Origin of the sequence: Actinoplanes sp. CA-252034 (genome assembly GCF_050956125.1) — a bacterium.
Taxonomy (GTDB): domain Bacteria; phylum Actinomycetota; class Actinomycetes; order Mycobacteriales; family Micromonosporaceae; genus Actinoplanes.
Map to the genome: position 1 here is coordinate 7,484,763 of NZ_CP191846.1, position 26,573 is coordinate 7,511,335.

A 26,573-nucleotide genomic window follows, 5' to 3' on the forward strand; every position below is an offset into this window, starting at 1 on the left:
GCCCGCGCCGCGCGACTTCGGCCCTGGTCCCGAGGGGTCTAGAAGGCGGCGCCGCCCGCGCGCAGCTGCTCCAGGACCAGCGGGTCGATGGCGCCCGCCACGATCCGCTCCTCCAGGTTCTCGACACCGGCCCAGCTCGCCAGCGTCTCGTCCAGGTCGGGACCGGTGTGGCCGGCCTTCGCCAGGCGGGCGCGTACCTCGTCGGCGATCTCGCCGGTCAGCGGGATGAGGGTGGCCGGGTCGGGGCGCTCGAAGTAGAGCGTGTGCAGCTCCAGCAGGCGCGCCAGCTCGGCCACCGGGTCGGGGTGGTCGTCGACCCGCAGATCGGCCAGGACGTCACTGGTGCCGCCATACCCCATGCCCTTGGCCACCACCAGCAACGCGGCGCTCTGCCGGCCACGCCGGTCGCCGCCGGCCAGGTCACCGGCACGCAGCGCGCCGAGCAGCCGGTACGGCAGTCGTGACTGATCCGCGCCGGCCAGCCACGCGGTCTCCATGTCGGCGACCACCTGCGGGCCGGCCAGCATGTTGCCCTGGATGGCGTAGCCGTCACCGGCCACCCCTCCCGCCCATGGATGACACTCGTCGCCGGTGAACGTCGCGCCCGGCCCCGTCACGCCGACGACACCGACCTGCCGGTGCGTGACCGGCCCGGCGTCACCGGCGATCAGCGCCTGCACGGTGCCGGTCGCGGTCACCCCGGTGCCGAGCAGCGCCAGACCCTGCGGGCGGTAGGCGAGGTTCGCATACGACTGGGTGGCCACCGCGCCGACGTCGGCCAGGGCGGCCGGAACAGCCGCGCCGACGCCGAGGAACCTACTGGCCACGGCCACGCCGAGCACGGCGTCGTCGGCGGAACGGGCAACGATCGAGAAGGTCATGGCGTGACCGTACGCCGATCGTGGATCATCGTCCCCCGGGAGGATCCGCGGCTCGGCCGAACCACTGACCGCCGGGGACGTACCCGTGCCCGTTGTGGCCTTGCCCGCCGTTCCCGGGTGGGACCGTCGGCGAAAGCCGGCGGATCGGAGGCCCGACGTGACAGTGGTGGACGACGCGTACGGTCCGGTCCGGCGCACGGCGGCGTTCGTCGTCGCCACGATCCTTCTGCTCGGCTCCGCGCGGGCGGGCGCTTCCGAGGTCACCGTGTGGGTGGTGTTCGCGGTCTTCATCAGCGTCTCGACGATCTGGATCCGCGGTCAGTACGTGGACAGCCTCGACGGCCGCCAGTGGGTGCTGCCCCGGCGGGCCGTCGCGACGCTCGCCGTCCTCGCGGCCGTCCTGTTCGTGATGCCCGGCCCGGAGTGGTTCGGCACCGGTTTCTGCAGCGTCGGCGCGGTGGTCCTGGTGTACCTTCTCGCCGGATCGCTCCTCACGCGCCTGCGGCAGAGCGCGTCCGTTCCGGTGTTGCGGAGGCGGGTGACGACCGGCCGGTTCGGTGTGTGGCTCACCGGCGGCGGTGTCCTGACCGTGCTGGCCGGCGCGCTGCTTCTGGGTTCCGGTCTTCCGATCATCGTCGGCGCGGTGGCTCTCGCACTGGGTTCGTTGCTGATCCTTCCGGCCGGTCTGGCCCTCACGGCCGAGGGCGCCCTCCGCGTGCTGTGCCGTCGCGAGCGGGCGGCCGCGCTGCTGTGGGGGCTCGGCATCGGCGGCGTCGTGGTCTTCGCCGGGGCCGCCCACCTCGCCGTGGAGGTGAGCGGGTCGCGGTGGCTGACCGTCGTCCTGGTGGTTCTCGGGCTGGTGGTCTTCGCCCTGGTGTCGACGACCCAGGCCGACATCGTCGCGGTGCTGGCGCTGGTCGCGCTGATGGGGGTCACCCCGTCCCAGGAGCCCCAGCCGGACACGCCGAAGCCGGCCCGCAGGAACGTGCTGGTGGCTCTGGGCGACTCCTACATGTCGGGTGAGGGCGCCCGGGTCTATTACCGCGACACCGACAACGGCGGAGTGAACGAGTGCCGCCGGGCGCCGACCGCGTGGGCCGCCATGGCCGCCCACGAGCAGTTCTACGGCATCCGGTTCCTGGCGTGCTCCGGCGCCCGGACCCGGCACGTCCTGACCGCGACCGGCCCGGACACCGGGGCGTCCGAGGAGAAGGTACGGACCGGCATGAGCCCCGGCCCGGAGCCGCAATACCCGGCGGAGGGATTCACCCAGCTCGACGCCTACCTCGCCGCGAAAGCCAACCCGGCCACCGATTTCCAGCCGGCGATGGTGGTGCTGAGCATCGGCGGCAACGACGCGGGCTTCTCCTCGATCGGGGAGATGTGTGTGGCGCCCGGCAACTGTCACGACCGGAAGGAGCTGTGGGAACGGACGGTTCCCCAGCTACGGGCGCAACTGCGGGTCACCTACTACGAGGTGGACCGGATCTTCCGGAACATCCCGGTGGTGGTGGTCCCCTACCCGGATCCGATCGCGCTGCGGGGAGACGAGTGCACCGGTGTGGCGCTCTCCGCCGGCGAGCAGGTCTTCATCCACGACTACGTGACACGGACGTTGAACCCGGCGATCCGCGCCACCGCCCGCGAGTACGGCTTCCACTACCTCCAGGAGATGGAGAGCGCGCTGGCGGTCGCGGGCCTTCAACTCTGCGACCGGGTCAACGGTGACCGGCCCGGCATCAACTTCATCGGTCTCCGGTCGGTGGACGGCTTCGCGCACCATCGCTTCAACCCGGCCAAGTGGATGCACGGCAGCCTGCATCCGAACGAGCGCGGACACGTGGCGATGCTGCGGGCCTTCCAGACGTGGCGGGCGAAGCAGCCTCCCTACATCAGCGCGCGGGAGCCGATCAACTGGACCACCTCGGTGCGGAGCCGGAGTGAGCTGCACAAACTGGACCAGGCCAGCGAGAGCGAGGTGGAGCGGACGGCGCGGGCGGGAAGGCCACCGTGCGACCTGCTCGCGGCCACCGAGGACGGATGCCGGCGGCAGGCGCAGAGCTGGGCGTACCGGAAGATCGGCCAGAGGCTCACGGAGGACGGGCTGTGTCTGTGGATCACGGCGGCCGTCGGGGGCGCATGGTGCGTCGGCGTCGCGTTCTTCGGCCATCGCCGCCGGGTGTGGGCACGACGCTGGGCGAAGTCTCGTCCGGGGGACCGGTCCGGCGCGCCGGACGGGCCGGACCGGTGTGATCCCTAATCTCGGCGACGTGCCTGAAAACACCACGCAACGCCGCACGACCGCACGCGCGATGATCGTGCTGGCCGGACTGTTCGCCCTGGCCGTGCCGCCGACGGCGATACCGGCGCGGGCCGCGGCAGCCGACTACTACGACGCCGCGGCCGGCCTCTCCGGCGCCCGGCTCAAGGACGCACTGCACGACGTCATCTCCACCGGGACGACGGCCATCTCGTACCGGAGGGTCTGGGACGCCCTCAAGGTCACCGATGAGGACCCGTCGAATCCGGACAACGTGATCCTGCTGTACTCGGGGTTCAGCCGGGCCAAGGCGCGCAACGGCGGCGGCGTGGGCGACTGGAACCGTGAGCACGTCTGGCCGCAGTCGCACGGTCCGTTCACCACCGGCACCACACCCGGCACCGACCTGCACCATCTGCGGCCGGAGGACGTCCGCGTCAACAGCGACCGGGGGAACAAGGACTTCGACACCGGCGGATGGCCCGCCGCGGGGGCGCCGGGCAACCGGACCGACGCCGACTCCTGGGAGCCGCGGGACGCGGTCAAGGGCGACGTCGCCCGGATGGTCTTCTACATGGCCGTGCGGTACGAGGGCGGGGACACCCGTCCCGACCTGGAGGTCGCCGAGGGCCCCACGCACGGCAGGACCCCACTGCTGGGCCGCCTGTCGGTGCTGCGTGCGTGGCACGAGAAGGACCCGGTGGACGCCTCCGAGCGCCGTCGCAACCAGATCATCTTCGACCGCTACCAGCACAACCGGAACCCTTTCATCGACCACCCGGAATGGGTCGACGAGGTGTTCTGAGAGCCGGTCCGCCGGAGCGCGGAGCCCCCCGGTGCACGAACCGCACTCCGGGGGTCTCCGACGAGGCCGCGCCCGGGGACGGTCGGGGCGGGGCCGAGTGGGGGTCAGCCGCGGTAGGCGGTGTGCAGGGCCGGGCCGTAGCGGCGGGCGGCGTCCTGGCGGCTGAGGATGGCGTCGATCTCCGCCGTCTCGGCGGCGCTGTGGCGGCCGAGCACGAGGTCGAGCTCACTGCGCTCCGCGGCGGTGCGGAAGGCCGCGAGCTCGTCGCTCAGACGGCGGTGGGCGCGGCGCTCGGCGAGACGGTGAGACAGGGCGGTACGGGCGTTACGGATGAACTTCACGGCGAGCTCCTCGACGGATAGTGACGGGGACTCTGACGTGACCAACCATCCCTCAGCCCCGCGTCGTCCCCAAATCCACCAGGTAAAACTCCCGTGCGGAAAGTGACCGCCACCACCGGATTCCGGTAACCCACGTCACTGTGCGTTGTGGACCCGCTGGTCACGACGGGTTAGTGATCTCCCCCACCGGAAGAGCCGACAGCAGCTGTGTACGCGACCGGACGCCCAGTTTGCGGTAGACGCGGGTGAGTGTCGCCTCGACCGTCTTGACGCTCAGATACAGCCGGGTGGCGATCTCCCGGTTGCTGGCCCCGTCCCGGACCATCCCGGCGATCCGCAGCTCGGTCGAGGTCAGTCCCTGATCGGGGGTGCCCTCGGTACGGGCCAGCGCCCGCTCCGCCTCGAGCAGCCACGGGCGGGCCTCGGCCGCGCGGAACAGGGCCGACGCCTCCCCGATGGCCTGCCGCGCGGCCGCGTACCGTCGCCGCCGCCGTTCCGCCCCGGCCACCACGAGCAGGGCGTACGCCTGCTCCACCGGCTGACGCAGCAGCTCGAAGTGCTTGGCCGCCGCGGTCGCCAGATCGGCGGCGGTGTCGGCCTGCCCGGACTCGGAGTTGACGATCGCCGCGGCCCGGTGCAGGTAACCGCTGAGCGCAGGGGTGCTGCCGAGGCGTTCCGCCGCGGCCCGGGCCAGCGCCAGGGTGGTCGCCGCCTCGCCGTGCTCGCCGAGCGAGGCCAGCGCCGCGGCCAGGTCGGCACGCCACCGCACGATCATCGGGTCGGAGCTGCCCGCCTCCGCCTCCTGGTCACGCAACTGCCGCAGGGTGACCACCCCGGCCCGCGTCTCCCCGGCACGCACCTGGGCCTGCCCGAGGGCGTGCAGCAGGCGGCGCAGATAGAGGCTGTCGCCCTCCTGCTGAGACGACCGGATCCCGCGCCGGGCGAATCCGGCCGCCGCCTCCAGGCTGCCACCGGCCAGCTCGGCGACCGCCGCGGTGTACCAGGTGGGACCGGGGCTCAGGCCCGCCTCCTGTGCCGCCCGGACCGCGCGGTGGGCGTACCGCAAAGCCTCCTGGCACCGGCCCGCCCTGGTGGCCACCTCGGAGAGGCTGCGCAGCACCTCGACCCTCGCCTCGCCGACCCGGTCGTGCTCGGCGACCGCGAGCAACCGCAGCAGCTCGGCACGGGCCTCGTCGAGCCGGTCGTCGAAGAGCGCGAACCGCGCCGCCATGTAGTGCGGGCCGTAGTGCAGCCAGTCGGGCGCGGGCGCGGCCGGCAGCGCCATGGCCCGGTCCAGGGTCTCCTGCCAGCGGTCCTCGCCCTGCACCCGCTGGATCTGCGCCTGCATGGTCAGCGCCATCGCCTCGATCGTCAGGTCGCCACCGAGACGCGCCGCCTCCTCGGCGCGGCGGGCCTCGTCGGCGCCCGCGTCCAGGTCACCGACCAGGAACGCCGCCCAGGTCAGCCGCAGGCGAACCGGGGCGGCCAGCACCGGGTCGTCACCGGCCTCGGCGAGAGCCGCGGCGAACGTCTCCCCCATCTCGGCGAGCGCCTGCCCGGCCAGGTCGAGCAGCACCAGCCGGGCCCGGACCCGGTGGCCGGCCGGCGCGTCGGCGGCCAGGACGGCCTCCGCGGCGCGGCCGGCCAGTGCGGGCGAACCGCCGGTGATCGCGGTGCGGGCCGCGGTGACCAGCCAGTCGAGACGGTCGGCGGACCGGTCCGGGGTGCACCGGTCGGCGGCGAGAAGATACAGCTCGGCGGCGGTACGCTCGGCGCCGCTCCGTGCACAGCGCCCGGCCGCGGCGGCCAGATCGGCGGCGACGGCGGCGTCCGGGCGGGCGGTGCGCAGCGCCTGCTGGCGAAGTGCCTCGACCGGGTCGTACGCCGCGGCGGCCAGCTCGGCGTGCACCCGGCTCCGCCTGGCCGCCGGCGTCTCCTCGGCGAGCACCTGGGCCAGCAGCGGCGGCGTGAACCGCATCCGCTCACCGGACACCTCGATGACCCCGGCGGCGACCGCGACACGAAGCTCCCGGGCGGCGTCGTCACGGCCGGCGCGCAGCATCAGACCGAGCGTCGGCTCGGTTGCCAGGGCCGCGGTCAGCAGGGTGTCGAGGACCTCGGCCGGGAGCAGGGCGAGCCGCTCGCGGGCCATCTCGCGAACCGGCTCCGGCAGCGGGGCGGGCCGCCACGACGGGCCACGGGCGACGGCGCCGCCGAGGGCGAGGGCGAGGAACGGGTTGCCGGCGCTGGCCCGGTGCAGCTGACTGGCCGTACGGCAGGGGAGCCCGTGTGATTCGAGCAGGGCGGTCAGGTCGTCCGGTGACAGCGGCGGGACGGCCAGCTCGACGGCGGGGGCCGGGCACAGCCGGACGGCCCGGGACGGGCCGGGCCGGCGCTCGGCGGCGAGCATGCGGACCCGGGCGCCCGGGCGCCGGCGCATGGCGAAGGCGATCAGCTCGGCCGACTCGGGGTCGAGCCACTGGGCGTCGTCGAGGACGATCAGGACCGGGCCGTTACGGGCGCAGTGGGCCAGCAGCTCGGGCAGGACCAGGCGCCGGGCCAGGGCCGGGACGCCGGTGCGCGACGGTCGCCGGCCCTGGCGGAGGGCGGCCAGCGAGTGCCGTGGCGCGGGCGCGAGGGCGGCGACCGCCTCGTCGGGGACCTGGCGCAACAGGTCGGCGACCCCGGCGTAGGCCAGGACGCGCTCGCCGCGGGCCGGGCGCAGGCGGAGAACCGTCTCCCCCCGTGCCGCGGCCCGATCGGCGACGGTGTCGAGCAGTGCGGTGCGGCCGATGCCGGGCGGGCCCTGCAGGGCGACCCCGCCCCCGGCGGCGAGCCGGGCTTCGATGGTCGCGAGCAGGGCCTCCCGGCCCAACAGAGAGGGCACTGGGCTCTCACCCCCTAGGTCTGAGGTCGTCAGCCTAGGAACAGCGACGTACAACCATCAATAAGTTCGCGGGTATGTCACATCGCGGTCATTTGGTCGCGGTGACCGCGGTGGCGGTCACCGAGCCGTCGTCACCGGTGGCGCCTTCGACGGTGATCGATTGACCGGCCTTGACGTCGCCGAGCTTGCCCCTGGTCGCGGTGTTGACCGTGGTCGATCCATCGGTCTTGACGGTGACGACCGTGCCGTCCGCCGTCTCCACGTAGATGGTCTTGCCGTTGACCAGCTTGACCTTCCCCGTGGCGCCACTACCCGCCGCCGCGGTGCCGGTCGTCGCCGCGCCGGGGAGGTTCCCGCCCGGCGCCCCGCTGGCCCCGGTCCGGGGGAATCCGGCGCCGCCCGCGCCACGTGTGCCCGTGCCGCCGCCGGGGAAGCCGCTCGCCGCGCTGGTGGTCGCCCCCCACTGCTTCTGCGCCTGCACCCCGCCCAGGAAGCCGCCCATCAGCAGCACCGCCACCCCGAGGGCGACGGTGCCCTTGTTCCACCACTTCTTCGGCGCGGCCGCCGCCAGCTCGGCGGAGAGACCGTCCCGGTCCGGCTCCTCGATCTTCGAGATGATCGCGGTCTCGTCGTTCATCGTTGTCACAGCAGGGTCCTCACTCGTAGCGCAGCGCGTCGATGGGACGCAGCCGGGCGGCGCGGGCGGCGGGCAGCCCGCCGAAGAACAGGCCGATCGCGATGGACACGCCCACGGCGTACCCGATCGAGCTGGGCACGATCACCGGTTTCACGCCGACGATCTCGAACTGGCTCCCGATCAGGGCGGCGGCGACCCCGAGGGCGCCGCCGAGCACGCTCAACAGACTCGCCTCGATCAGGAACTGGGTCAGGATGACCCGGCGGGGCGCGCCCAGGGCCTTGCGGATGCCGATCTCCCGGGTCCGCTCGGTCACCGTCACCAGCATGATGTTGGTGATGCCGATGCCGCCGACGAGCAGACTGATCGCGGCGACCGCCCCGAGCAGCGTGGTGAACGTGTCGGCGGTCTCGGTCTGCGTCTCCAACAGCGACGACGCGTTCTGGATCCGGTACGGGGTGCTCGTCGACGACGCGTCGACGTCCAGTCTCTGGTTGAGGATCGTGGACACCTCGGACTGGGCGGCGTCCACCCTCTCCGGGTCGGCGGCCTCCACGATGATCGACGTCAGCGCGCCGTAACCGGTGAGCACCTGCTGCACCGCGGTGAGCGGGGCGACCGCCGTGTCGTTGGCGTCGTTGAAGCCGGTGGAGCTCTTCTCCTCCAGCACGCCGACGATGGTGAACAGCGCCCCGCCGACGGTGACCTGCTTGTCGATCGGGTCGACGCCGGGGAAGAGCTCCTCGGCGACGGTCTGGCCGATCACCACGACCCGCCGGCCCTGGTCGACGTCGTCGGAGCTGAAGGCCGAGCCCCGGCCGACCGGGGTGGTGGAGGCCGCGAACCAGCTGGGCGTGGTGCCGACGAACGTGGCGACCGAGTGGTCGCTGCCCTCGTAGGTCATGGTCGCCGACGACGAGCTGACCACCGGCGACACGGACTTGACGTCGGGCGCCAGCTCGGGGTCGGTCAGCGCGTCGGCCATGTCCTTGGTGAGGGCGGTGCTGCTGGATCCGCCGCGGCCGGTGCTCATCACGGTGATGGTGTTGGTGCCGAGCGCCTCGATCCGGTCGCTGATCGTCTTGGCCGAGCCGTTGCCGACCGCGACGAGCAGGATGACGGCGGCGACGCCGATGAGGATGCCGAGCATGGTCAGGGCGGAGCGCAGCTTGTTGGCCGACAGACCGCGCAGGGAGAAGCGGACTACCTCGAAGAAGTTCACTGGGAGTGTCGCCCTCCGGAGTACATCGCGGCACGCCCGGCCGGTGGCTGATACGACTGGTGCGACTGGCGTGGGCCGACCGGGGGCAGGTGGATCGGCGACTGGCGCACGTCGGTGACGATCGAGCCGTCGACCAGGCGGATCAGCCGTTTGGCGCGGGCGCCGACCTCGTCCTCGTGCGTGATGATCACGATGGTGCGGCCGGCGGTGCTGAGGTCGTCGAAGACCTGCAGCACGTCGTCGGTGGACTTGGAGTCCAGGTTGCCGGTCGGCTCGTCGGCGAGCAGCAGGGCCGGCTCGGTGACCAGGGCCCGGGCCACCGCGACACGCTGCTGCTGGCCGCCGGAGAGCTGGTTCGGCTCGTGACCGCCACGGTCCGCGAGACCGACCACGTCGAGGGCCTCCATGGCGCGCCGGCGGCGTTCCCTCGGCTTGACCCCGGCGTACGCCAGAGGCAGCTCCACGTTGGCCACCGCGGTCGTCCGCGGGATGAGGTTGAACGACTGGAAGATGAACCCGATCAGCCGGTTCCGGGCGAGCGCGAGCTGCCCGTCGGACAGCTTGCTCACGTCCACGCCGTCCAGAAGGTACTGCCCGGAGGTGGGGACGTCGAGCGCGCCGAGGATGTTCATCAGGGTCGACTTGCCGGAGCCGGACGAGCCCATGATGGCCACGTAGTCCCCACGGTGCACGGTCGCGGAGACCCCGCGCAGCGCGTGCACGGTCGCCTCGCCCTGGCCGTAGATCTTCTTCAGGTCGGTCACCTGCAGGACGGGTTTGCTCACCGGGTCCGCCCGCCGCCGCCGGGCGCCGCTCCGCCACCGTTGAGCCCGCCGCCGCCGAACCCGGTGCCGCCGCCGGGGAATCCGCCGCCGCCCTGCTGGGTGCCGCCACCCGTACTCGTGGAGGTGGTCTTGACGACGACCTGCTCGCCCGCGGTGAGACCGGAGGTGACCTCGGTGGCGCTGTCGCCCTCCAGGCCGATCTCCACCGACCGGGTCTCCTGGACGCCGTTGGTGACCACGGTGACCGTGTGCCGGTTGCCGACCGTGGTGATCGCCGCCGCGTTGACCAGGACGGCGTTCTCCTTGGAGCCGGTGGTGACCGACACCGAGACGGTCTGGCCGACTTTCGCGCCGGCCGGCACCGCGTCGAGCGTGAGCGTGACGCCGTAGGTGACCACGCTGTTCGACGTGGTCGCGGACGGGTCGATCGCCGCGATCTTCGCGCTCTGCGAGGTGCCGCTGAGCGCGTTCCAGGTCACCGTGGCGACCTGGCCGTCCTTGAGGCTGGTCGCGTCGGCCTCGGCGAAACCGGCCGACACCTGCATCTTGGTGAGGTCGGCGATCTCGATGAAGCCGGTGCTGCTGCTGGAGGAGGACGAGCTGGTGGAGCCGCCGCTCTGGGAGCCGCCGCCGGAGGTGGAGCTGGAGGAGCTGCTGCCGGAGGCGGAGCCGCCGAGGGTGCCGTTGACGGCGGTGACGGTGCCGGCCATCGGGGCGGTCAGCGTGGCGCCCTCGACCGCGGCCTCGGCCTCGTCGACGGCCAGGTTCGCCTCGGTGACCTGGTTCTCGGCGTCGGAGGTGTCCGAGCCGGCGTCCTCGGCGCGGTCCAGGGCGTCCTGGGCGGCGTCCAGGTCGGCCTCGGCGGCGTCGAGTGAGCGCTGGGCGGCGGCCGGGTCGACCTTGGCCAGTACCTGGCCCTTCTTGACCTTGTCGCCGACTTTCACACTGATCGAGGTGACCGTGCCGCTGGTCTCGAAGGTGGCGCTGGCGGTGCTCGCGCTCTCCAGGGTGCCGTCGGCGGTGGCGGTCTTGGTGACCGTGCCCTGCTGGACGGTGACCGTTCGCTCGGAGGCCGTCGCGGCCGTCGCCCCGTCGTCGGTTCCGGAAAATGTCTCGTACACCGTATAGGCCCCGGCGACGAGCACGACGCCTATCACGGCGTTGACCACCAACGACGGGTGGCGGCTCAGACGTACCTTCATGGCGGACACTCTGGAGCCACGGGCTATGAGGAGCTTCGGCGCAACCTGGGAGCCACCTCAAAACCTCACACGGAGTCACTGACAGCAGGCAGGGCCACACGGAACGTCGCGCCACCGCCCGGAGTGTCGCGCAACTCCACCCGGCCGCCGTGCTGCGCCACGATCGCCGCCACGATCGCCAGGCCCAGTCCGGAGCCGCCGCCCTTGGCCCGTGACCTGCTGGAGTCGGCCCGGTAGAGCCGCTCGAAGACACGGGGCGCGTGCTCAGTGGGCACACCCGGGCCGTCGTCACAGACCGCGAGCACCGCCTCGTCACCGTCCAGCCCCACCCGTACCGTCACCGTCGTCTCCGGCGGGGTGTGGCTCAGCGCGTTGGCCACCAGGTTCGTCACCACCTGCCGCAGCCCGTGATCGTCGCCGAGCACGGTCGCGGGCTCGAACGTGTCCTCCTCGTCGCTGAGCCCGGCGAGCAGCACCTGCCGGCCCGGCATCCGCGCGTGCGCGTCACGGATGGTGTCGGCCGCGATCTCCAGCAGATCGATGCGGCGCAGGTCGAGTGTTCGGTGCTGGTCCATCCGGGCCAGCCGCAGCAGATCCTCGACCAGCACCGCCATCCGCGCCGACTCGGCCTCGATGCGGCCCATCGTCTCGTCGAGTTGCGGGCCGGGCGGAGAGCCGCCCCGGCGGTAGAGCTCGGCCCAGCCGCGGATCGAGGTGAGCGGGGTGCGCAGCTCGTGCGAGGCGTCCGCGACGAACTGCCGCAGGCGCTGCTCCGAGGCGGTCCGCGCGTCGACCTCGCCCTCGATGCGGGTGAGCATCGCGTTGAGGGCCAGGCCGAGACGGCCGGGCTCGGTGTGCGGGTCGGTGCCGGGCACCCGGCCGGACAGGTTGCCGCCGGAGATGTCGGCGGCCACCGCCTCCATCTCGGTGAGCGGCCGCAGCCCGATCCGCACCACGAACGCCGCCCCGAATCCGAGCAGGGTCAGCACCAGCAGCAGCACCCCGGCGTCGATGAGCATCAGCTGGTCGGTGGTCTGCTCGACCTCGACCAGCGAGTAGCCGATGAGCGCGCGCTCGCCGGTGTCGGCGATGTCGACGGTCAGCACCCGCCAGTCGGCGCCGGCGACGGTCGAGACGGTGTAGGGCAGGCCGGCGCCGCCACCGATCGCGTCGGTGACCGGCCGGGTGTCGTCGGCCGGGGAGCTGCGGGCGGCGTCGAGAGTGCCGTCAGCGTTGTAGAAGTACATGATCTGGTCGGGGCCGAGGCCACGGAAGCGGCCCGGTCGCGGCCCGAATCCACCCTGCGGCGCGTCGGCCAGCGGGCGGCTGATCGCGATGAGCTGGTCGTCGATCCGGTTCTCGAGGTATTTCCGGATCAGCAGCACCCCGGCGACGTTGGCCACCACCAGGGCAATGCCGGATAAAACCGCAACGACGAGGACGAGTCTGGACTTGAGTGTCCAAAAACGCCAGCTTCTCACTCCTCGCCGCTTCGGGGCAGGCGCAGGGCGTACCCCACTCCCCGCACCGTGTGGATCAGCGGCGGATCGGTCTTGTCGATCTTTCGCCGCAGGTAGTAGACGTAGGACTCCACGATGCGGCCGTCGCCCCCGAAGTCGTACTTCCACACCCGGTCCAGGATCTGCGCCTTGCTGACCACCCGGCCCGCGTTGATCATCAGGTACCGCAGCAGGTTGAACTCGGTCGGGGACAGCTCGATCAGCCGGCCCGCCCGGCGCACCTCGTGGGCGTCCTCGTCCAGTTCCAGGTCCGCGTACCGCAGCACGCCGGTGTCCTCCTGCGGCTCCTCCGGCTGGCTGCGGCGCAGGATCGCGCGTATCCGTAGCACGACCTCCTCGAGACTGAACGGCTTGGTGACATAGTCGTCCGCGCCGGCTGACAGCCCCAGGATGCGATCCTCCACCGCGTCCCGCGCGGTCAGGAACAGGACCGGGACCCGGTGGCCGGCGGCTCGCAACCGCCGCGCGACCTCGATCCCGTCGACGTCCGGAAGCATCACGTCCAGGACGATCAGATCCGGCTCGAAGTCCTGCACCGCCACGAGAGCGCCGTGCCCCGTCTCCGCCACCCGGACCTCGAAGGCGACCAGCCGCAACGTCGCGCTCAGCAGCGCGGCGATGTTGGGCTCGTCGTCGACGACCAGGACCCGGAAGGGCCGGGACGCGGCGTCACTGAGGGTCACGGGACCACGGGTTTCGGAGAGCACCGTAAAGAACTATCAGCGTTTTCTTTGAATGACCTATGAACGGGTGGGGAGGACGCTGCTCACCAGGACTTCGCCACCGGGTCGCCCTCGGTGATCCCGGAGGCGATCTCGGTATACCGGTCGCCGCGCAACCCCAGCTTGACCTGGACCTCGGCACCGCCCTTGAGGACGGTACCGCTGTCGCCGGACACATCGTGCACCGCCGTACTCGGCACCCGGAGCACATCCTCCTCACTGCCGGTTGTCACCCGGACGTTTGCACTCTGCCCGACGAGCAGCTCGTCCGGCGCGTCGTTGAACGACAGCACCACCCCGAAGCGGGTGAGCGTGCCGTCGCTGGTGCCGACCGGGTCGACCTGCACCACGGTCGCGTCGAAGGTCTCGCCGGGCCGGTCGGCGAGGGTGATCACCGCCTTCTGGGTGACCTCCAGGTGATCGGCGTCGGCCTCCGGGAAGTCGGCGCTGATCTGCATGTCGTAGACGTCGGCCAGGGTGATGAAGGCCGACCCGGACCTGGCCGTGCTGCCCACCTTGCCACTCACCGAGATGATCTTCCCGGCGATCGGCGCCTTGATGGTGGCCCCGGCCAGGTTCTCCTCGGCCTCCTCCAGCGCCACCTCGGCCGCGTTGACACGCTGCTGTGCGCTGAGGATCGCGTCACCGCCGGAGCCGCCGCGGGTGGAGCCGCCCGTGGAGGTGGCACACGTCTTCGTCGCGGTCGCCCGCGGCTTGGTGGTCGTCCTGGCCGGCGTCGGCGAGGGCGACACCGACGGGGAGGACGACGGCGAGGGCGAGGCCGAGGGAGACGCCGAGGCCGAGACGCCGGGTGAGGTGCTGGTGTAGGCCGCCGCCACGTTGCAACCGGACGTGGCGGCGGAGGTCGAGGCGGACTGCGCCGACTCCAGCGCGTCGTAGGCGTCCGAGAGCGTCGACGTGGCGTCGTCGACCTTCTCCGCCGCGGCGGTGTCGTCGACGGTGGCGAGCACCTGGCCCGCGGTCACCGTGTTGCCGGCCCGCACCTTCACCGACTCCACCTCGGCCGACACCGCGAACGACAGGCTGCGCGTCTGCGCCGCCTGCAGCGTGCCGGTGGTGGCGACCTCGGTGGTCACCGTTCCCCTGTCGGCCTTGACGATCTCGGCCGCCTTCGACTCCTCCTGCGCCGCGCCGGCCGTCAGCGCCCGCACCACGCCGAAGGCGATCAACGCGAGTACGACGACCGCCACGGCGAGCCAGATCAGACGCCGGCGACCGGCCAGTGCAACACCCATGGTCGCCGAGTGTGACGAGCGGTCCTCGCCGCGGGCTCGGTCCTACCTGGGAGTTCGCTCGGAGCGCCGGAAGTCGTTCTTAGGTAACTCCTAGGGTCGTCCGACCTTGCGCACAGGTGCGGCCGCTTTCCTTCACACGTCCGGAGCACCAGTGCCGATCCTAAGGAGAACCCCCGTGCCGGTGATCAGTTCGAAGGCGCCCCGCCGCGCCGTAGCCGTCGTCGCGGTCTCGGTCGCCATGCTCTTCACGGCGGCGTGCGGCTCGGACGAGGCGACCACGGACAACAGCGGCACCACCGGTCAGAACGGCGGCGGCAGCAACGCGTTCGCGGCGTACATCAGCTGTCTCAACGAGAACGGCGTCACGATCACCATGCCGTCCGGTGCGCCCGGTGGCGGCATGGGCAACGGCGGCGCCCGGCCGTCCGGCGCGCCCGACGGCGTCCGACCGTCCGGCGGCGCGCGCCCGTCCGGCCAGCCTCGGCCGGAGGGCAGCGCCGGCCAGCGTGGTGGTGGCGGCTTCCCCGGTGGCGGCGGTTTCAGCAAGCCCGAGGGTGTCGACGACGCGACCTGGCAGAAGGCCCAGGAAGCCTGCGCCTCGGTGCGCCCGAGCATGGGCGCCGGTCGCGGCGGCAACGGCAACGGTGGCGGCGGCCGGGGCGCGAACGCCGCCTACGAGAACTGCCTGAAGGAGAACGGCGTCACCGACACCGCGAACCCCGACACCTCCGACGCGACGGTGAAGAAGGCCGTCGAGACCTGCGCGGTCCTCAAGCCCACCGCTAGCGCGGCTTCCTGACGAAGCCCACCCCGGTCCCCGTGCCGGCATCGCCGTCCCCCCGTCGATGCGATGCCGGCACGGTGTCATCTCTGATGCGATCCAGGCCTTCATCCGGTACGGGCCACCCGGCCCCGCCGAACCACACCTCCCGGACCACCCCGCGACGGGGCTGCCGGGTCCGGGCCGCAGCGCGACCGCCGGGCTGGTCGCCCACTCACCGAACAGCCGGTGGCCGGGCCGTGTCCAGCACGTCCTGGACCAGTTCGCGATCGGGGCCGGCCGCATAGACGGCCAGTTCACCGGCGTACACGTACCCCGCCCAGGTCTCGCCCTCGCTCTTGCGCACTCCCGGCCGGTGCGCCGGGTCGAACGTCGCCGCCCCGTAGAACACGACCCCGACCGTCATCCGGCACGGCGGCGCACCGGGCGGCGCCCACCGCTCGAACCGCAGCTCACAGCCCGTGCCGTCCGGCTGCACCCAGTCGGCGGGGACGTCCACCCGCACGTCCCGGTACTCGACGGTCTTCCACCCGTCCCGCAATCGAGGTGCCTCCGATGCCGACGGCGATGCCTCCGCCGACGGGGCCGTGACCGGGGCTACGGCAGCGGTCGATCGTTGCTGCTCGCCCGCCTCCTTCTCGCCCGCCGTGCACCCCGCGACGACGAACAAGGCGAAGGCGGTGGCCGACGCGACGAACCGGGCACGGTGGGAACCGCTCTGATGAGTCATGCTGCTCCGACGGTCCCCGGCGTGGCCGAGTTCCGCCGGCCGTGCGCCGCCCACCGCTGAGACCTCCGCCGGCCGGGCGCCGGGCGCCGCTGAGACCTCCGCCGGCCGTGCTCCGCACATCGCTGAGGGCTGTGCGGGAGGGCGGTGGGCGCCTCACCGGCCCCGGGACGCCGCGGGTGGGGGGCCGGTCGTGGTGCGGACGACGAGGCGGGGCGGGAGGATCACGGCCCGGGGGCCGGACGGGGTGCCCTCGACACGCTCGACCGCGCGCTCGATGGCCCGGGTGGCCAGGGCGTCGATGTCCTGGCCGATGGTGGTCAGGTCGATGTGGGCCAGGCGGCTGAGGCTGGTGTCGTCGTAGCCGACGACGCTGATGTCGCCGGGCACACGCAGGCCGTGCTGGCGCAGCACGTCGAGCAGGCCGGTCGCGCTCAGGTCGTTGAAGACGGTCACCGCGGTCGGCGGGTCGGTCAGCAGCCTCGCGGCGGCCCGGGCGCCGTCCTCCTCGCCGGCGCCGCCGGGCACCACCCGGATGTGCTCGCCCAGACCGTGCCGGTGCATCGCCTCCTGGTAGCCGGCGCGCCGCTCGGCCGAGCCGTGCACGGTGCCGCCGTCGACGTGCGCGATCCGCCGGTGCCCCAGCGACACCAGGTGGTCGACGGCCTGGTGGGAGCCGAGCGCGTCGTCGTTGTGCACCACGTCGACGTCGCGCCGGCGGGCGCTGCGCATCATCGCCACCACCGGCAGGCGGGACGCGATCGAGGCGAGCTCGGCCGAGCGCATCGTGCCGCCGAACAGGACGATCGCCTCGCACCGGTCCTGCAGCAGGTCGCCGACGGCCGTACGCTCGCCGCGTCTCGGTGTCACCGCGCTCAGGGTGAGCTGATAGCCGGCCGCGCCCGCCGCGTCGTAGAGCCCGGTGAGCAGGTCGTGGTGGAACGGGTGCCGCACGTCGAAGACGACGCCGATCAGGCGGCTGCGACCGCTGCGCAGCAGGCGGGCCCGGCTGTCCGGCTGGTAGCCGAGGTCCGCCGCGACCTTGAGCACCCGCTCGCGGGTGGCCTCCCCGGCGCCCGGCGCGCCCCGCATCACGATCGACACGCACGCCACCGACACCCCGGCCTCGGCCGCGACGTCGGCGAGCGTGATCCGCCGCTCCCCTGAACGCATGTCGCGATGGTACGGGGTGTGACAACTAGAACGTTCTACCGACACGGCCACTAGAACGTTCTAGGATCCGGTGAGTGGACACCCTCACCCGCGGCCGCCGATGGGCCGCCCTGCTCGCGCTCTCCCTCGGCGGCTTCGGGCTCGGCCTCACCGAGTTCTCGGCCATGGGCCTGCTGCCCGAGATGGCCCGCGACATGCTCCCCGTCGAGTACGCCGCCTCACCGCCCGACGCGGTCGCCAAAGCCGGCTGGATGATCACGATCTACGCGCTCGGCGTGGTCGCGGGCGCGCCGACCATCGCCGCCCTGACCGCCCGGCTGCCCCGCAAGCGCCTGGTCCTCGGGCTGCTCGGGCTCTTCCTGGTGGGCACGGTGCTGTCCGTCGCGGCGCCCACGTTCGAGCTGGTCCTGGCCGGGCGGTTCGTGGGGGCGCTGGCCCACGGCGCCTACTTCGGCGCGGCGGCGATCCTGGCCGGGCGCATCCTCGGCCCCGGCAACCAGGGCAAGGGGTTCGCGATCGTGCTCGGCGGCCTGACCGCGTCCAACCTGCTCGGGGTGCCACTGGTCACCAGCCTCGGCCAGAGCCACGGATGGCGTACGGCGTACCTCCTCGTGGGTTTGATCTTCGCTCTCAGCCTCCTGGCCGTGCTCGCCACCGTGCCCACCGTCGCCGCCGCCCCCGGCGGATCACCGCGCGCCGAATTGCGCGCCTTCCGTTCGCCGCGGGTGTGGCTGGCGTCCGCCGTCGTCGCCGTCGGGACCGCCGGGTTCTTCGCCGTCAACAGCTACATCGCGCCGCTCACCACCGAGGTCGCGGGCCTCTCCAACGGCGCCGTCCCGTGGGTGATGGCGCTGATGGGGCTCGGCATGACCATCGGCATCGCGGTCGGCGGAGCCGCCGCCGACCGCGACCTGAGCCGCACCCTCCGGTACGGGTTCGTCGCCGTCGTCGCCGCGGTCGTCCTCTTCGGTCTCGCCGCCGGCCACCCGGCCGCCCTGTTCCCGGCCGCCTTCCTGGTCGGGGCCACCAGCGCGTTCATCGGGCCGGCCCTGCAGTCGCACCTGATCGAGAGCGCGCCCGGAACCCAACTGATGGGCGCCGCCGTCAACCAGTCCGCCGCCAACGTCGCCAACAGCCTCGGCGCCGCCCTCGGTGGCGCCGCGATCGCCGCCGGCTGGGGCTACCTGTCGTCGGTGTGGATCGGCGCCGTCCTCGCCGCGGTCGGGTTGCTGCTCGCGCTCCGCAGCCTGCGCCCGGCCCCGACCCCGGCCCCGATCTCGACTTCGGCCTCGGATCCGGCCCCGGCCCCGGCCCCGGCCCCGGCCCCGGCCCCGGCCTCAGCTTCGGCCTCGGCTTAGGCCAGCCCCAGCCTGGGCTCCAGCGCCGGCTTCGGCTCCGGCCCCGGCTCCGGCCCCGGCTCCGGCCCCGGCTCCGGCTCCGGCTCCGGCTTCGGCTTCGGCTTCGGCGGATGCCAACGATGCGGTATCCGCCTAAGCAGGGCTCCACGCCCCCCTGTGATTGCTAGAACGTTCTATTCCCGCCCGGACTAGAACGTTCTAGGGTCGCGGGGTGGACACACTCACCTCCGGGCGTCGCCTCGCGGCCCTGATCGCGCTGGCGCTGGGCGGCTTCGGGCTCGGGCTGACCGAGTTCGTCGCCATGGGACTGCTCCCGGAGATGGCCCGCGACCTGCTGCCCGAGGCGTATGCGGCCTCGGTTCCGGACGCGCTGGCACAGACCGGCTGGATGATCACCGTCTACGCGCTCGGCGTGGTCGTGGGCGCCCCCACCATCGCGGTGATGACCGCCCGGGCGCCACGGCGCCGGCTCGTCGTCGGGCTGCTCGTACTCTTCGTCGCCGCGACCGCGGCATCGGCGCTCGCGCCCACGTTCGAGCTGGTGCTGGCCGCACGGTTCGTCGCCGCGCTCGGGCACGGCGCATACTTCGGAGCGGCCGGGATCCTCGCCGCCACCATCCTGGGGCCGGGCAACCACGGCAAGGGCGTGTCGATCGTCATCGGCGGGCTGACCGCGGCGAGCCTCGCGGGAGTTCCGCTGATCACGGTGCTCGGGCAGTCACGCGGATGGGAGGCCGCCTACCTGGCGGTGGCAGCCGTCTTCGCCCTCAGTCTGCTCGCGGTGCTCACGACCGTACCGTCGACGGCGGCCCCGGCCGGCGGATCACCCCGCGCCGAACTGCGGGCCTTCCGCTCGCCGCAGGTCTGGCTCGTCGCCCTGGCCGTCGCCGTCGGCACCAGCGGATTCTTCGCGGTGAACAGCTACATCGCGCCGATCACCACCGATGTGGCCGGGCTCGACGAGTCGACGATCCCGTGGGTGCTCGCGTCGATGGGCCTCGGCATGACCGTCGGGGTCGCCCTCGGTGGCATCGCCGCCGACCGTGACCTGCGGCGCAGCGTGCTGGCCGGGTTCGGCGGCCTGATCGTGTCAGTGGCGTTCTTCGCCCTCACCGCCCACCATCCGGCCGGGCTCGTTGTCGGCGCGTTCCTGGTCGGGGCGGCCAGCCTGTTCATCGTCCCGGCGCTCCAGTCACGGCTGATCGCCGTCGCGCCCGGCGCACAGCTGATGGGCGCGGCCGTCAACCAGTCGTCACTGAACATCGCCAACAGCATCGGCGCCGCCCTCGGCGGAGTGGTCATCGCCGCCGGGTGGGGATACCTCGCGTCGGCGTGGCTCGGCATCGGGCTCTCCATCGCCGGCCTGTTGCTGGCGCTGCTCAGCTTCCGCCTCTCCTTCAAGCCTGAGACCGCCGAATTCGACGAGAAGGCACTGGTCAACAGCTTGTGACTTGCACTCGGCCGGTCCGAGTGCTAACACAGAAGTAGTGGATGTCCGGGAGGTTCTCCCGGCACCCGGCCGGGATATCTCACCCGGCAACGCGTCCGGGAGGTTCTCCCGGCGACCTGTCCGGGAGGCTTTCCCGGCATTGGTGAGGCTTTTGGTGAGGGAGCACCGAAGGAGGAGATGACCATGCTTCTGCGCACCGACCCGTTCCGTGACCTCGACCGCCTGTTCGAGCAGTTCAACGGCACCAGCAGCCGCCCGGCGGCGATGCACGTCGACGCCGAGCGTGACGGCGACACCTTCTACGTCTACTTCGATCTTCCCGGCGTCGACCCCGACTCCATCGACGTGACCGTCGAGCGCAACGTCCTGCAGGTCCGGGCCGAGCGACGCCGCCGGACCAAGGACAACGCCGAGACCGTGATCAGCGAGCGTCCGATGGGCGTGTTCAGCCGGCAACTGTTCCTCGGCGACACCCTCGACACCGACAAACTGCAGGCGGCGTACGACAACGGCGTCCTGACCCTGGAGATCCCGGTGTCCGATCGCGCCAAGCCCCGCCGGATCACCATCGAGTCCGGCACTTCCGGCCGACGGCAGATCAAGGGCTGACCCCTCCCCGAGACCTTGACCCGGTCACCTCCATAGCGGCCCGGCATCCGGCACCCAGTCTGGTTGCCGGGCCGTGACCACGCCAAGCGACAGACCGGGATCCAGGCGGGCCGCCGTCGTAGCCGGTCGGGATGCCGGCGGGCCGCCTACGTGGCCAGCCGGGATGCCAGAGGCCGCCTACGTGGCTGGCTGGGATACCAGCAAGTCTCCGTCATCACCGGCCGGGTAGCCGGTGGGCCTCCGGGGTAGCCGGTGGGCCTCCGGGGTGCCCCGGCGGGGTCAGGCGTCGTTCTCGGGGGCGGTGAAATCGGCGAGCCTGCTGCGGTCGGTGACGGTGACGCCGTTGGGGCTGAGACGGACGGCGGCCGCGCGGCTCAGGCGGTTCAGCGCGCGGTTGACCGTCACCCGGCTCAGACCGAGCGTGCGGGCCAGGTCGTCCTGCGAGCCCGGCCACGCCGTCCGGCGGCTCGGGTCCTGATCGAGCAGCCGGGTGGCGACGCGGGCCACCGCGGGCAGGGTCGCCGAGCGGACCAGCTCCCGGCGGCCGGCCAGCGCGTCCCGGGCCAGGGCCGCGAGCACGTGATCGCGGACCTCGGGTTCGTCGTGCAACAGCCGGCGGAAGTCGGCGGCGGGCAGGAGCCGGGCGGTGACGGCGGTCGTGGCGCGGAGCCCCGTCGGGGACGGCTCGCCGCTGAGAACGGCCGGTTTGTCGGCGATCGTGGGCCCGGTCCACCGGCCCGGCCACACCTCACCGCCGCCGGCCGTCTCGTGGGTGGCGACGACCGTACCCGAAAGAAGAAGGACGACGTCGGACGCGCTCGCCCCGGCCCGGCGCAGGAGGTCTCCCGCCGCGAAGCGTGCGGCTCGTGCCCGGCGCCCCAGGTCGTCGAGGCGCTCGGGCGGGAGACCGCGCAGCGCCGGGATGGTGCCGAGAGAAGTCACGTATCAACTGATACATCGTGGCACCGGCAGGCCGCCGTAGCGTCGGGCGCATGTGGATCGTCGAGCTCACGTTCACCCCGGCGCCGGAACGGCTCGCCGCCCGCCCCGCCCATCGGGACCGGTTGACCGCGCTGCACGCCGCCGGTGCCGTCCGGGCAGCCGGCCCGTTGGCCGACGACAGCGGCGCCCTGATCATCCTGGACGTGCCCGGCCGGGCCGGGGCCGACGAGATCCTGGCCGCCGACCCGTACTTCCGAACGCCGGGCGTCGAGGTGCGATCCGTACGGGAGTGGAGCCCGTTCCTTCGCTGAGGAGCACCTTCACGGAACGGACCGGCGAGACCCTCTTCCTGGTTGAGGCCGTCGACCGGCGGCCATCACGTCTCGGAAAGGGTGCGTGCCCGGTGAACGACATCGACTCTCCATCCGGTGACGGCGAGCAGGCGGCGGTACGACAGGTGACGCCGCTGTCCGCCGAGAACCTGCTGATGGTGATCAACGGGATCCTCGTCGGAGTGGGTGGGGTGTTCCTGACGACCTCGTCGCTGCCCGTCACGGCCGTCGCCGCGGCCTCCGCGGTTCTCCTCGCCGTGGTGATCCTGCGATCGCGCCGCTGAACACTATGTCCGAAAAAAGATTAAAAAGGATGTCACAGTCGGGCATCTCGGCACCTCTTCTGTATGACAGCCGGTCACTACGACGAGCCAAAGCAGGTGCCGATGGGCCACAAGGAGACCAACCGTCCCGACGACGGTCCTCAGTTGCCCCCCGCAGCGGAGTTCGACCCTTTCTTCGACCTGCTCTACCCGCAGTTGGTGAAGTACGGCGCGGTGGTGTGGGGAAGCATCCCCGACGCCGAGGAGGCCGCCGCCGACTCGATGACCTACCTGTACCGGCACTGGTACAGCATCGAGAACAAGGAGGCGTACGCCCGGACCATGGTGACCCGCTCCATCGGCCGCCTACGCCGGGACGAGGCTCGCCACGCTGACCGGCTCGACCGGGCCGAACACGCGAACCGCGCCGGCAACCCGATCTCCGAATACGTGCAACGACGGTGGATCACCGAGCTGCTGCGAACCCTGCCACCCGCTCAACAGGCGGTCATGGCCGGCTTCCTCGACCAGGTGCCCACCGCCGACATCGCCGCCGCGCTGGGCAAGACCGAGGCGGCCGTACGCAAGAACCTGCAACTGGCCCGCCGGAGGCTGCGTGACGAGGTCGAACGGCAACGAGCACGCGACGCGGTCACGTCGGCATCCGGAAAGGAGGCAGCGTGAGCCACTTCGACGATCGTGAACAGCCCCTCGGGGAGTTGATGTGCGAGGTCATCGGGCTGGCCGACGAGGCGGTCACCGACCGGCTGGCCGGCGATGAGCTGGCCCGGCGCCGGGAGCTCCTCAAGTTCGAGGCCTACATCGGCCCGGACACTCCACCGGCGCAGAGCCGTATCCGCCACGGTCTCGCCACCGCGGCCGCGGGCATGCGCCGCTGCGTCGCTGCGCTGCGGCCGACGACGGCCGTGGCGATGGTGGTGCTGTTCGGCTTCCTGGGCACCGGGCTGACGGTCACCGCACTGCACCGCCAGCAGGAGCGGCAACAATTCGCACACTTCATGGACCTGCAAACGCAGAGCGCCACCCGAGCGGTGTCCGCGAGCCTCTCCCGTTACACCGAGCTGGTGGACAGCCTGGCCGCCGCTGTCGGTGGACTGTCCGACTCCGACACGGTGCGGTTCTGGGACCTGTCCGCGCCCATGGATCAGCAGCCCCTTCCGGCGGCGGCCGGCGTGGCATATGTCGTCGCCGGTCACACGACCGAGATCCCGCAGCTTCAGGCGTCGTGGCGTGCACTCGGCGTATCGCAACTCGATCTGCGACCTGCGGGCTCATCGGATTCGCACCTGTTTCCGGTTCTCAGCTGGCCACCGCAGAGTGCCACCGACGTGGTCGGCAGCGATCTCTCCGTCCGGCCGGAGGTGGCCGACGCGCTGCAGGACGCCCGGCGCACGCGCACGACCGTGACGAGTCGCACCTATGTCACGCCGACACGACAATCGTCCGCGGTACTCAGCGCGCCGGTCTACGACACGACCGACGACTTCCGGGGGTGGATGGTTCTCAGCCTGCGCTGGCAGATCCTCCTCGCGGAGAGCCTTGACGGCATCACGACGGGCGGCATGTCGGTTCGCCTGGCCGACATCGACCACGAGGAGCTCGCGACCTACGGGCAGACCGAGGACGCCGAGGCGACGAGGAGCACGCTCGTCCTCACGTCAAGCCGGGAGTTGGCGCTGCGGATCAGTGCTGACGAACGACCGGGCGGTTCGGGCGGCGTTCTGGCCATGTGGCTGGTCGGCTCGGTCGCCACTGCGCTACTCACCGCGCTCACCTCGACGGCGACTCGGCGCAGGAACGGTAGCCCGCGCCGAGACGAGCCGATCCCCCTCGCAGCCGGCCTTCCTGTACTCGATGACCCTGCCGCCGACGAGGACGATCTGGTGATCCACGGTGAGCGGGTCAGCGGCGCCGGGTGGCGACGGTGAGGCCGAGGTCGGTCGGTCTGCGGGTGATCACTTCGGCGCAGACCGGGTGGCGGCCGTCTACTGCGGAGCAGCCGATTTCCGGGCGGCCCGGGCGAAGAACCGGCCGATCATGCGGGCCCCCGTCCGGGTGGGCAGGATCCGGCTGAAGACGAACACCTGCGCGGCGTAGAGACGGCCGTCGACCACGGCTGGAGCGCGCCCGCGCAGGGCCGCGACCACGGTGTCGGCCACCTGTTCGGGGCTTCGCTTGCCGCGGAAGTGGCCGGGGTTCATCGGGGTCTCGACCGCTCCGGGGCTGACCGCGACCACCCGGACGCCGGTGCCCTCGGTCTCGATCGCGAGCGCCCGCGTGTAGGAGAGGACGAAGGCTTTCGAGGCCGCGTACGCGGCGTTCCAGGGCGCGGGTGTGTACGCGGCGGTGCTGGCGATGTTGACGATGGCGCCCCGGCCGCGGGCCAGCATGGCGGGCAGGAACCGCGCGGTGATCTCGGCGAGGGCCGTGGCGTTGAGGTCGACGGTCGCGCGGATCCGGTCCGGTCCGGCGTCGGCGACCGTGCCGACGTGGGCGACGGCGGCGTTGTTGACCAGCACGTCGATGTCCGTGCCGGCGAGGTGCTTCTCCAGTTCGGCGGCGGCGTCCGGCCGGGACAGGTCCAGGGGTACGGTCCGCACCTCGATCCCGTGGGCGGCACGCAGCCGCCGGGCCGTCTCGTCGAGGCGGGCGCCGTCGCGGGCCACCAGGATCAGGTTCGTGCCGTCGGCGGCCAGGCGGTCGGCGATCGCCGCGCCGATGCCGGTGCCCGCGCCGGTGATGATGCCGTTTCTCGTCATGACGCCAACGCTAAACTTTCACGTTGACGTCAATGTCAAGCCGAGGACGGAGCGGGTGGCGATGCGGATCGGGGAGCTTGCGACGGCGGCCGGGGTCAGCACCCGGGCGCTGCGCTACTACGAGGAGCAGGGCCTGCTCACCGCCGAGCGGCGCGGCAACGGTTACCGGGAGTATGACGAGCAGGCGGTCCGGCAGGTCGCCTTCATCCAGGATCTGTACGGTGCGGGCCTGCCGTCGGAGGTGATCCGGGAGATCCTGCCGTGCACGGGGGCCGCCGGGCCGACCGGTGACTGTTCCGCGCTGCAGGTGAAGGTGCAGGAGGTCCGCGATCGGCTGGCCCTGCAGGAGCGGCAGATCGCACAGCGCCGGGAGATGCTGGAGCGCTACCTCACCGGTGCGGCCGCGCCGGCCGAGTTCAGCGGACTCCCTGGGCTCTCAGCAGGCGCGTGATCACGGGCCCGGGCAGGGCCGGGTTGGCGGCGGCGGCCTCGGCCGTGGACTCGTCGTCGACGAGCGCGAGCAGCCGTGACCGTGGGATGCGCGGGTCGGCGGCCATCGCGCGGCGGACCGGGCCGGCCGGGTCGTGACTGAGCCGTTCGATCAGCGCCGGCGGGGCGGAGGGGTCCAGCGCGACCAGGGCGCGGGCTCGAGGGGCCGGGTCGTCGGCGAGGCGGGCCAGGTCCGTACGCGGAAAGGCCGGATGCCGCAGCAGGTCCTCGTCGCCGGTCGCGAGATACGTCTCCAGCACCAGCTCGCCGGGGGCGTGCGCCTGATGGGAGCAGAGCAGCGCCCGTACCCCCGGGTCGGGGTCGGCGGTGAGCACGGCGAGCAGGTCGGCCGGCAGGTCCGGGTGGCAGGCGGCGCTGCGCCGCAGGGCGGGATGCGCCGAGCGTACGCACCGGTCCAGCTCGGCCGGCCCGGAGGCGAGCACCCAGTCCAGGGGCGGTGTGGCGTCGGCCGGTCCGGTCCGGTGATCGATGGCGGCGCGCCGGGCCTCGGTGAGCTCGGGGCGGGTGGAGACGGCCAGGCGCACCCGGGGCGACGGGTCGGCGGCGAGAACGGTGATCCACTCACTGGGGAGGGCGGGGTCGGCGGCGGCCCGTTCGCGGTTCCAGTCGGCGGCGTCGGCGGCGAACCGGGCGGCCTCGTCGCGGCCGAGGGAGACGGGCTCGTACGGCTTGCGGTCGAGCAGGGCCCGGGCCGCGTCGGCGATGCCGGGGTGCCGGTCGCGGGCGAGCAGCGCGACCACGTCACGGGGTGTGCCGGGCAGGAAGGTGAGCAGGTCGCGCACGAGCGGTTCGGGGTGTTCGGCGAGGCGGCGGTACACCCAGTCGGGCAGCGGCCCGGCCCAGCGGGTCGGCGGGCCCTCGAGCACGGCCTGCAGGACCCGGACGCTGAGGTCGCCGACGAGCCGGGCACGCTGGTCACCGGTGGCGCCGGGGCTCTGGGCGAGCGCCTCCCGGACCTCCGGGTCGGGGTGGGTGGCGAGAGCGTCGAACGCCTCGTCGGTCCATGCGCTGCGGGCGGCGAGGTCCCACCGGCTGACCCGGTCGTCGCCGGCGAGCCGCAGGAGGGCGGCCGGCGGGAGGGCCGGGTTGCGAGCCAGGCCGCGCAGGGGGGTGGACACGAGGAGGAACAT

Annotated in this window: 26 protein-coding genes; 11 read left to right on the top strand and 15 right to left on the bottom strand. The window is 72.5% G+C overall.

Going from position 1 to position 26,573, the window contains the following annotated elements; all coding sequences use genetic code 11:
- Window positions 1-38: 38 nt before the first annotated feature.
- Complete coding sequence (locus ACQPZW_RS34015; RefSeq protein ID WP_433790111.1) at window positions 39-881, bottom strand: DUF1028 domain-containing protein; 843 nt, start codon at window positions 879-881, stop codon at window positions 39-41.
- Window positions 882-1,038: 157 nt separating this feature from the next.
- Here ACQPZW_RS34015 and ACQPZW_RS34020 point away from each other — a divergent pair, with 157 nt between their 5' ends.
- Window positions 1,039-3,141: a GDSL-type esterase/lipase family protein gene (locus ACQPZW_RS34020; RefSeq protein WP_433790112.1), complete on the top strand. Its 2,103-nt coding sequence runs from the start codon at window positions 1,039-1,041 to the stop codon at window positions 3,139-3,141.
- A 10-nt stretch (window positions 3,142-3,151) separates the two neighbouring features.
- Entirely contained in the window at window positions 3,152-3,946 is a 795-nt protein-coding gene (locus ACQPZW_RS34025; protein ID WP_433790113.1) for an endonuclease I family protein, read from the top strand.
- Window positions 3,947-4,050: 104 nt separating this feature from the next.
- Here the strand turns inward: ACQPZW_RS34025 and ACQPZW_RS34030 are convergent, their stop codons facing one another.
- From ACQPZW_RS34030 to ACQPZW_RS34070, 9 genes are all read right to left on the bottom strand, one after another.
- Complete coding sequence (locus ACQPZW_RS34030) at window positions 4,051-4,287, bottom strand: hypothetical protein (RefSeq protein ID WP_433790114.1); 237 nt, start codon at window positions 4,285-4,287, stop codon at window positions 4,051-4,053.
- A 160-nt stretch (window positions 4,288-4,447) separates the two neighbouring features.
- On the bottom strand, window positions 4,448-7,174 hold the full coding sequence (locus ACQPZW_RS34035; protein WP_433790115.1) for an AAA family ATPase: 2,727 nt from the start codon (window positions 7,172-7,174) through the stop codon (window positions 4,448-4,450).
- 88 nt (window positions 7,175-7,262) lie between these two features.
- Window positions 7,263-7,811 (bottom strand): hypothetical protein, encoded by a 549-nt coding sequence (locus tag ACQPZW_RS34040; protein WP_433797692.1) that lies wholly within the window; start codon window positions 7,809-7,811, stop codon window positions 7,263-7,265.
- Window positions 7,812-7,830: 19 nt separating this feature from the next.
- On the bottom strand, window positions 7,831-9,033 hold the full coding sequence (locus tag ACQPZW_RS34045) for an ABC transporter permease (protein ID WP_433790116.1): 1,203 nt from the start codon (window positions 9,031-9,033) through the stop codon (window positions 7,831-7,833).
- Window positions 9,030-9,818: an ABC transporter ATP-binding protein gene (locus ACQPZW_RS34050; RefSeq protein ID WP_433790117.1), complete on the bottom strand. Its 789-nt coding sequence runs from the start codon at window positions 9,816-9,818 to the stop codon at window positions 9,030-9,032. The genes ACQPZW_RS34045 and ACQPZW_RS34050 overlap by 4 nt, the downstream gene beginning before the upstream one ends.
- Window positions 9,815-11,020, bottom strand: a complete 1,206-nt coding sequence (locus ACQPZW_RS34055) for an efflux RND transporter periplasmic adaptor subunit (protein ID WP_433790118.1) — start codon at window positions 11,018-11,020, stop codon at window positions 9,815-9,817. The genes ACQPZW_RS34050 and ACQPZW_RS34055 overlap by 4 nt, the downstream gene beginning before the upstream one ends.
- Window positions 11,021-11,085: 65 nt before the next feature.
- Window positions 11,086-12,501 carry a sensor histidine kinase gene (locus ACQPZW_RS34060; RefSeq protein ID WP_433790119.1) on the bottom strand — a complete coding sequence of 472 codons (1,416 nt, stop codon included), beginning with the start codon at window positions 12,499-12,501 and terminating at the stop codon, window positions 11,086-11,088.
- Window positions 12,498-13,223 carry a response regulator transcription factor gene (locus ACQPZW_RS34065; protein ID WP_433790120.1) on the bottom strand — a complete coding sequence of 242 codons (726 nt, stop codon included), beginning with the start codon at window positions 13,221-13,223 and terminating at the stop codon, window positions 12,498-12,500. Before ACQPZW_RS34065 ends, ACQPZW_RS34060 begins: the two co-directional genes overlap by 4 nt.
- Window positions 13,224-13,306: 83 nt before the next feature.
- On the bottom strand, window positions 13,307-14,518 hold the full coding sequence (locus ACQPZW_RS34070; protein ID WP_433790121.1) for an efflux RND transporter periplasmic adaptor subunit: 1,212 nt from the start codon (window positions 14,516-14,518) through the stop codon (window positions 13,307-13,309).
- Window positions 14,519-14,693: 175 nt separating this feature from the next.
- On the opposite strand from ACQPZW_RS34070, the gene ACQPZW_RS34075 reads away from it, so the two are divergent.
- The gene (locus ACQPZW_RS34075; protein ID WP_433790122.1) at window positions 14,694-15,317 is read left to right on the top strand and encodes a hypothetical protein; all 624 of its coding nucleotides are present in this window, start codon (window positions 14,694-14,696) and stop codon (window positions 15,315-15,317) included.
- 196 nt (window positions 15,318-15,513) lie between these two features.
- On the opposite strand, the gene ACQPZW_RS34080 is transcribed toward ACQPZW_RS34075, so the two are convergent.
- Together ACQPZW_RS34080 and ACQPZW_RS34085 are read right to left on the bottom strand one after the other, a co-directional pair.
- Window positions 15,514-16,029 (bottom strand): hypothetical protein, encoded by a 516-nt coding sequence (locus tag ACQPZW_RS34080; protein ID WP_433790123.1) that lies wholly within the window; start codon window positions 16,027-16,029, stop codon window positions 15,514-15,516.
- Window positions 16,030-16,182: 153 nt separating this feature from the next.
- Complete coding sequence (locus ACQPZW_RS34085) at window positions 16,183-17,199, bottom strand: LacI family DNA-binding transcriptional regulator (protein ID WP_433790124.1); 1,017 nt, start codon at window positions 17,197-17,199, stop codon at window positions 16,183-16,185.
- A 74-nt stretch (window positions 17,200-17,273) separates the two neighbouring features.
- Between ACQPZW_RS34085 and ACQPZW_RS34090 the strand changes: the two genes are divergently transcribed.
- The 3 genes from ACQPZW_RS34090 to ACQPZW_RS34100 all read left to right on the top strand — a co-directional run bounded on the left by ACQPZW_RS34090 (window position 17,274) and on the right by ACQPZW_RS34100 (window position 20,616).
- Window positions 17,274-18,557: an MFS transporter gene (locus tag ACQPZW_RS34090; protein WP_433790125.1), complete on the top strand. Its 1,284-nt coding sequence runs from the start codon at window positions 17,274-17,276 to the stop codon at window positions 18,555-18,557.
- A gap of 211 nt (window positions 18,558-18,768) precedes the next feature.
- Window positions 18,769-20,007, top strand: coding sequence for an MFS transporter (locus tag ACQPZW_RS34095; protein WP_433790126.1), 1,239 nt, complete (start codon window positions 18,769-18,771; stop codon window positions 20,005-20,007).
- Between the two features lie 183 nt (window positions 20,008-20,190).
- On the top strand, window positions 20,191-20,616 hold the full coding sequence (locus ACQPZW_RS34100; protein WP_433790127.1) for an Hsp20/alpha crystallin family protein: 426 nt from the start codon (window positions 20,191-20,193) through the stop codon (window positions 20,614-20,616).
- A gap of 279 nt (window positions 20,617-20,895) precedes the next feature.
- Here ACQPZW_RS34100 and ACQPZW_RS34105 read toward each other — a convergent pair whose 3' ends face one another.
- Window positions 20,896-21,558 (bottom strand): Crp/Fnr family transcriptional regulator, encoded by a 663-nt coding sequence (locus ACQPZW_RS34105; RefSeq protein ID WP_433790128.1) that lies wholly within the window; start codon window positions 21,556-21,558, stop codon window positions 20,896-20,898.
- A gap of 50 nt (window positions 21,559-21,608) precedes the next feature.
- Between ACQPZW_RS34105 and ACQPZW_RS34110 the strand changes: the two genes are divergently transcribed.
- The 4 genes from ACQPZW_RS34110 (at window position 21,609) to ACQPZW_RS34125 (ending at window position 24,102) form a co-directional block, all read left to right on the top strand.
- On the top strand, window positions 21,609-21,869 hold the full coding sequence (locus ACQPZW_RS34110) for a YciI family protein (RefSeq protein ID WP_433790129.1): 261 nt from the start codon (window positions 21,609-21,611) through the stop codon (window positions 21,867-21,869).
- 92 nt (window positions 21,870-21,961) lie between these two features.
- Window positions 21,962-22,174: a hypothetical protein gene (locus tag ACQPZW_RS34115; protein ID WP_433790130.1), complete on the top strand. Its 213-nt coding sequence runs from the start codon at window positions 21,962-21,964 to the stop codon at window positions 22,172-22,174.
- A 102-nt stretch (window positions 22,175-22,276) separates the two neighbouring features.
- Entirely contained in the window at window positions 22,277-22,837 is a 561-nt protein-coding gene (locus ACQPZW_RS34120) for an RNA polymerase sigma factor (protein WP_433790131.1), read from the top strand.
- Window positions 22,834-24,102, top strand: a complete 1,269-nt coding sequence (locus ACQPZW_RS34125; RefSeq protein ID WP_433790132.1) for a CHASE domain-containing protein — start codon at window positions 22,834-22,836, stop codon at window positions 24,100-24,102. The genes ACQPZW_RS34120 and ACQPZW_RS34125 overlap by 4 nt, the downstream gene beginning before the upstream one ends.
- Window positions 24,103-24,159: 57 nt before the next feature.
- On the opposite strand, the gene ACQPZW_RS34130 is transcribed toward ACQPZW_RS34125, so the two are convergent.
- The gene (locus tag ACQPZW_RS34130; protein ID WP_433790133.1) at window positions 24,160-24,933 is read right to left on the bottom strand and encodes an SDR family NAD(P)-dependent oxidoreductase; all 774 of its coding nucleotides are present in this window, start codon (window positions 24,931-24,933) and stop codon (window positions 24,160-24,162) included.
- A gap of 61 nt (window positions 24,934-24,994) precedes the next feature.
- On the opposite strand from ACQPZW_RS34130, the gene ACQPZW_RS34135 reads away from it, so the two are divergent.
- Window positions 24,995-25,384 carry a MerR family transcriptional regulator gene (locus ACQPZW_RS34135; RefSeq protein WP_433797693.1) on the top strand — a complete coding sequence of 130 codons (390 nt, stop codon included), beginning with the start codon at window positions 24,995-24,997 and terminating at the stop codon, window positions 25,382-25,384.
- Here the strand turns inward: ACQPZW_RS34135 and ACQPZW_RS34140 are convergent.
- A complete protein-coding gene (locus tag ACQPZW_RS34140; protein ID WP_433790134.1) occupies window positions 25,350-26,561 on the bottom strand; it encodes a hypothetical protein in 1,212 nt (403 codons plus the stop codon). The two genes, ACQPZW_RS34135 and ACQPZW_RS34140, sit on opposite strands and share 35 nt — an antisense overlap.
- Between the last annotated feature and the right edge of the window lie 12 nt (window positions 26,562-26,573).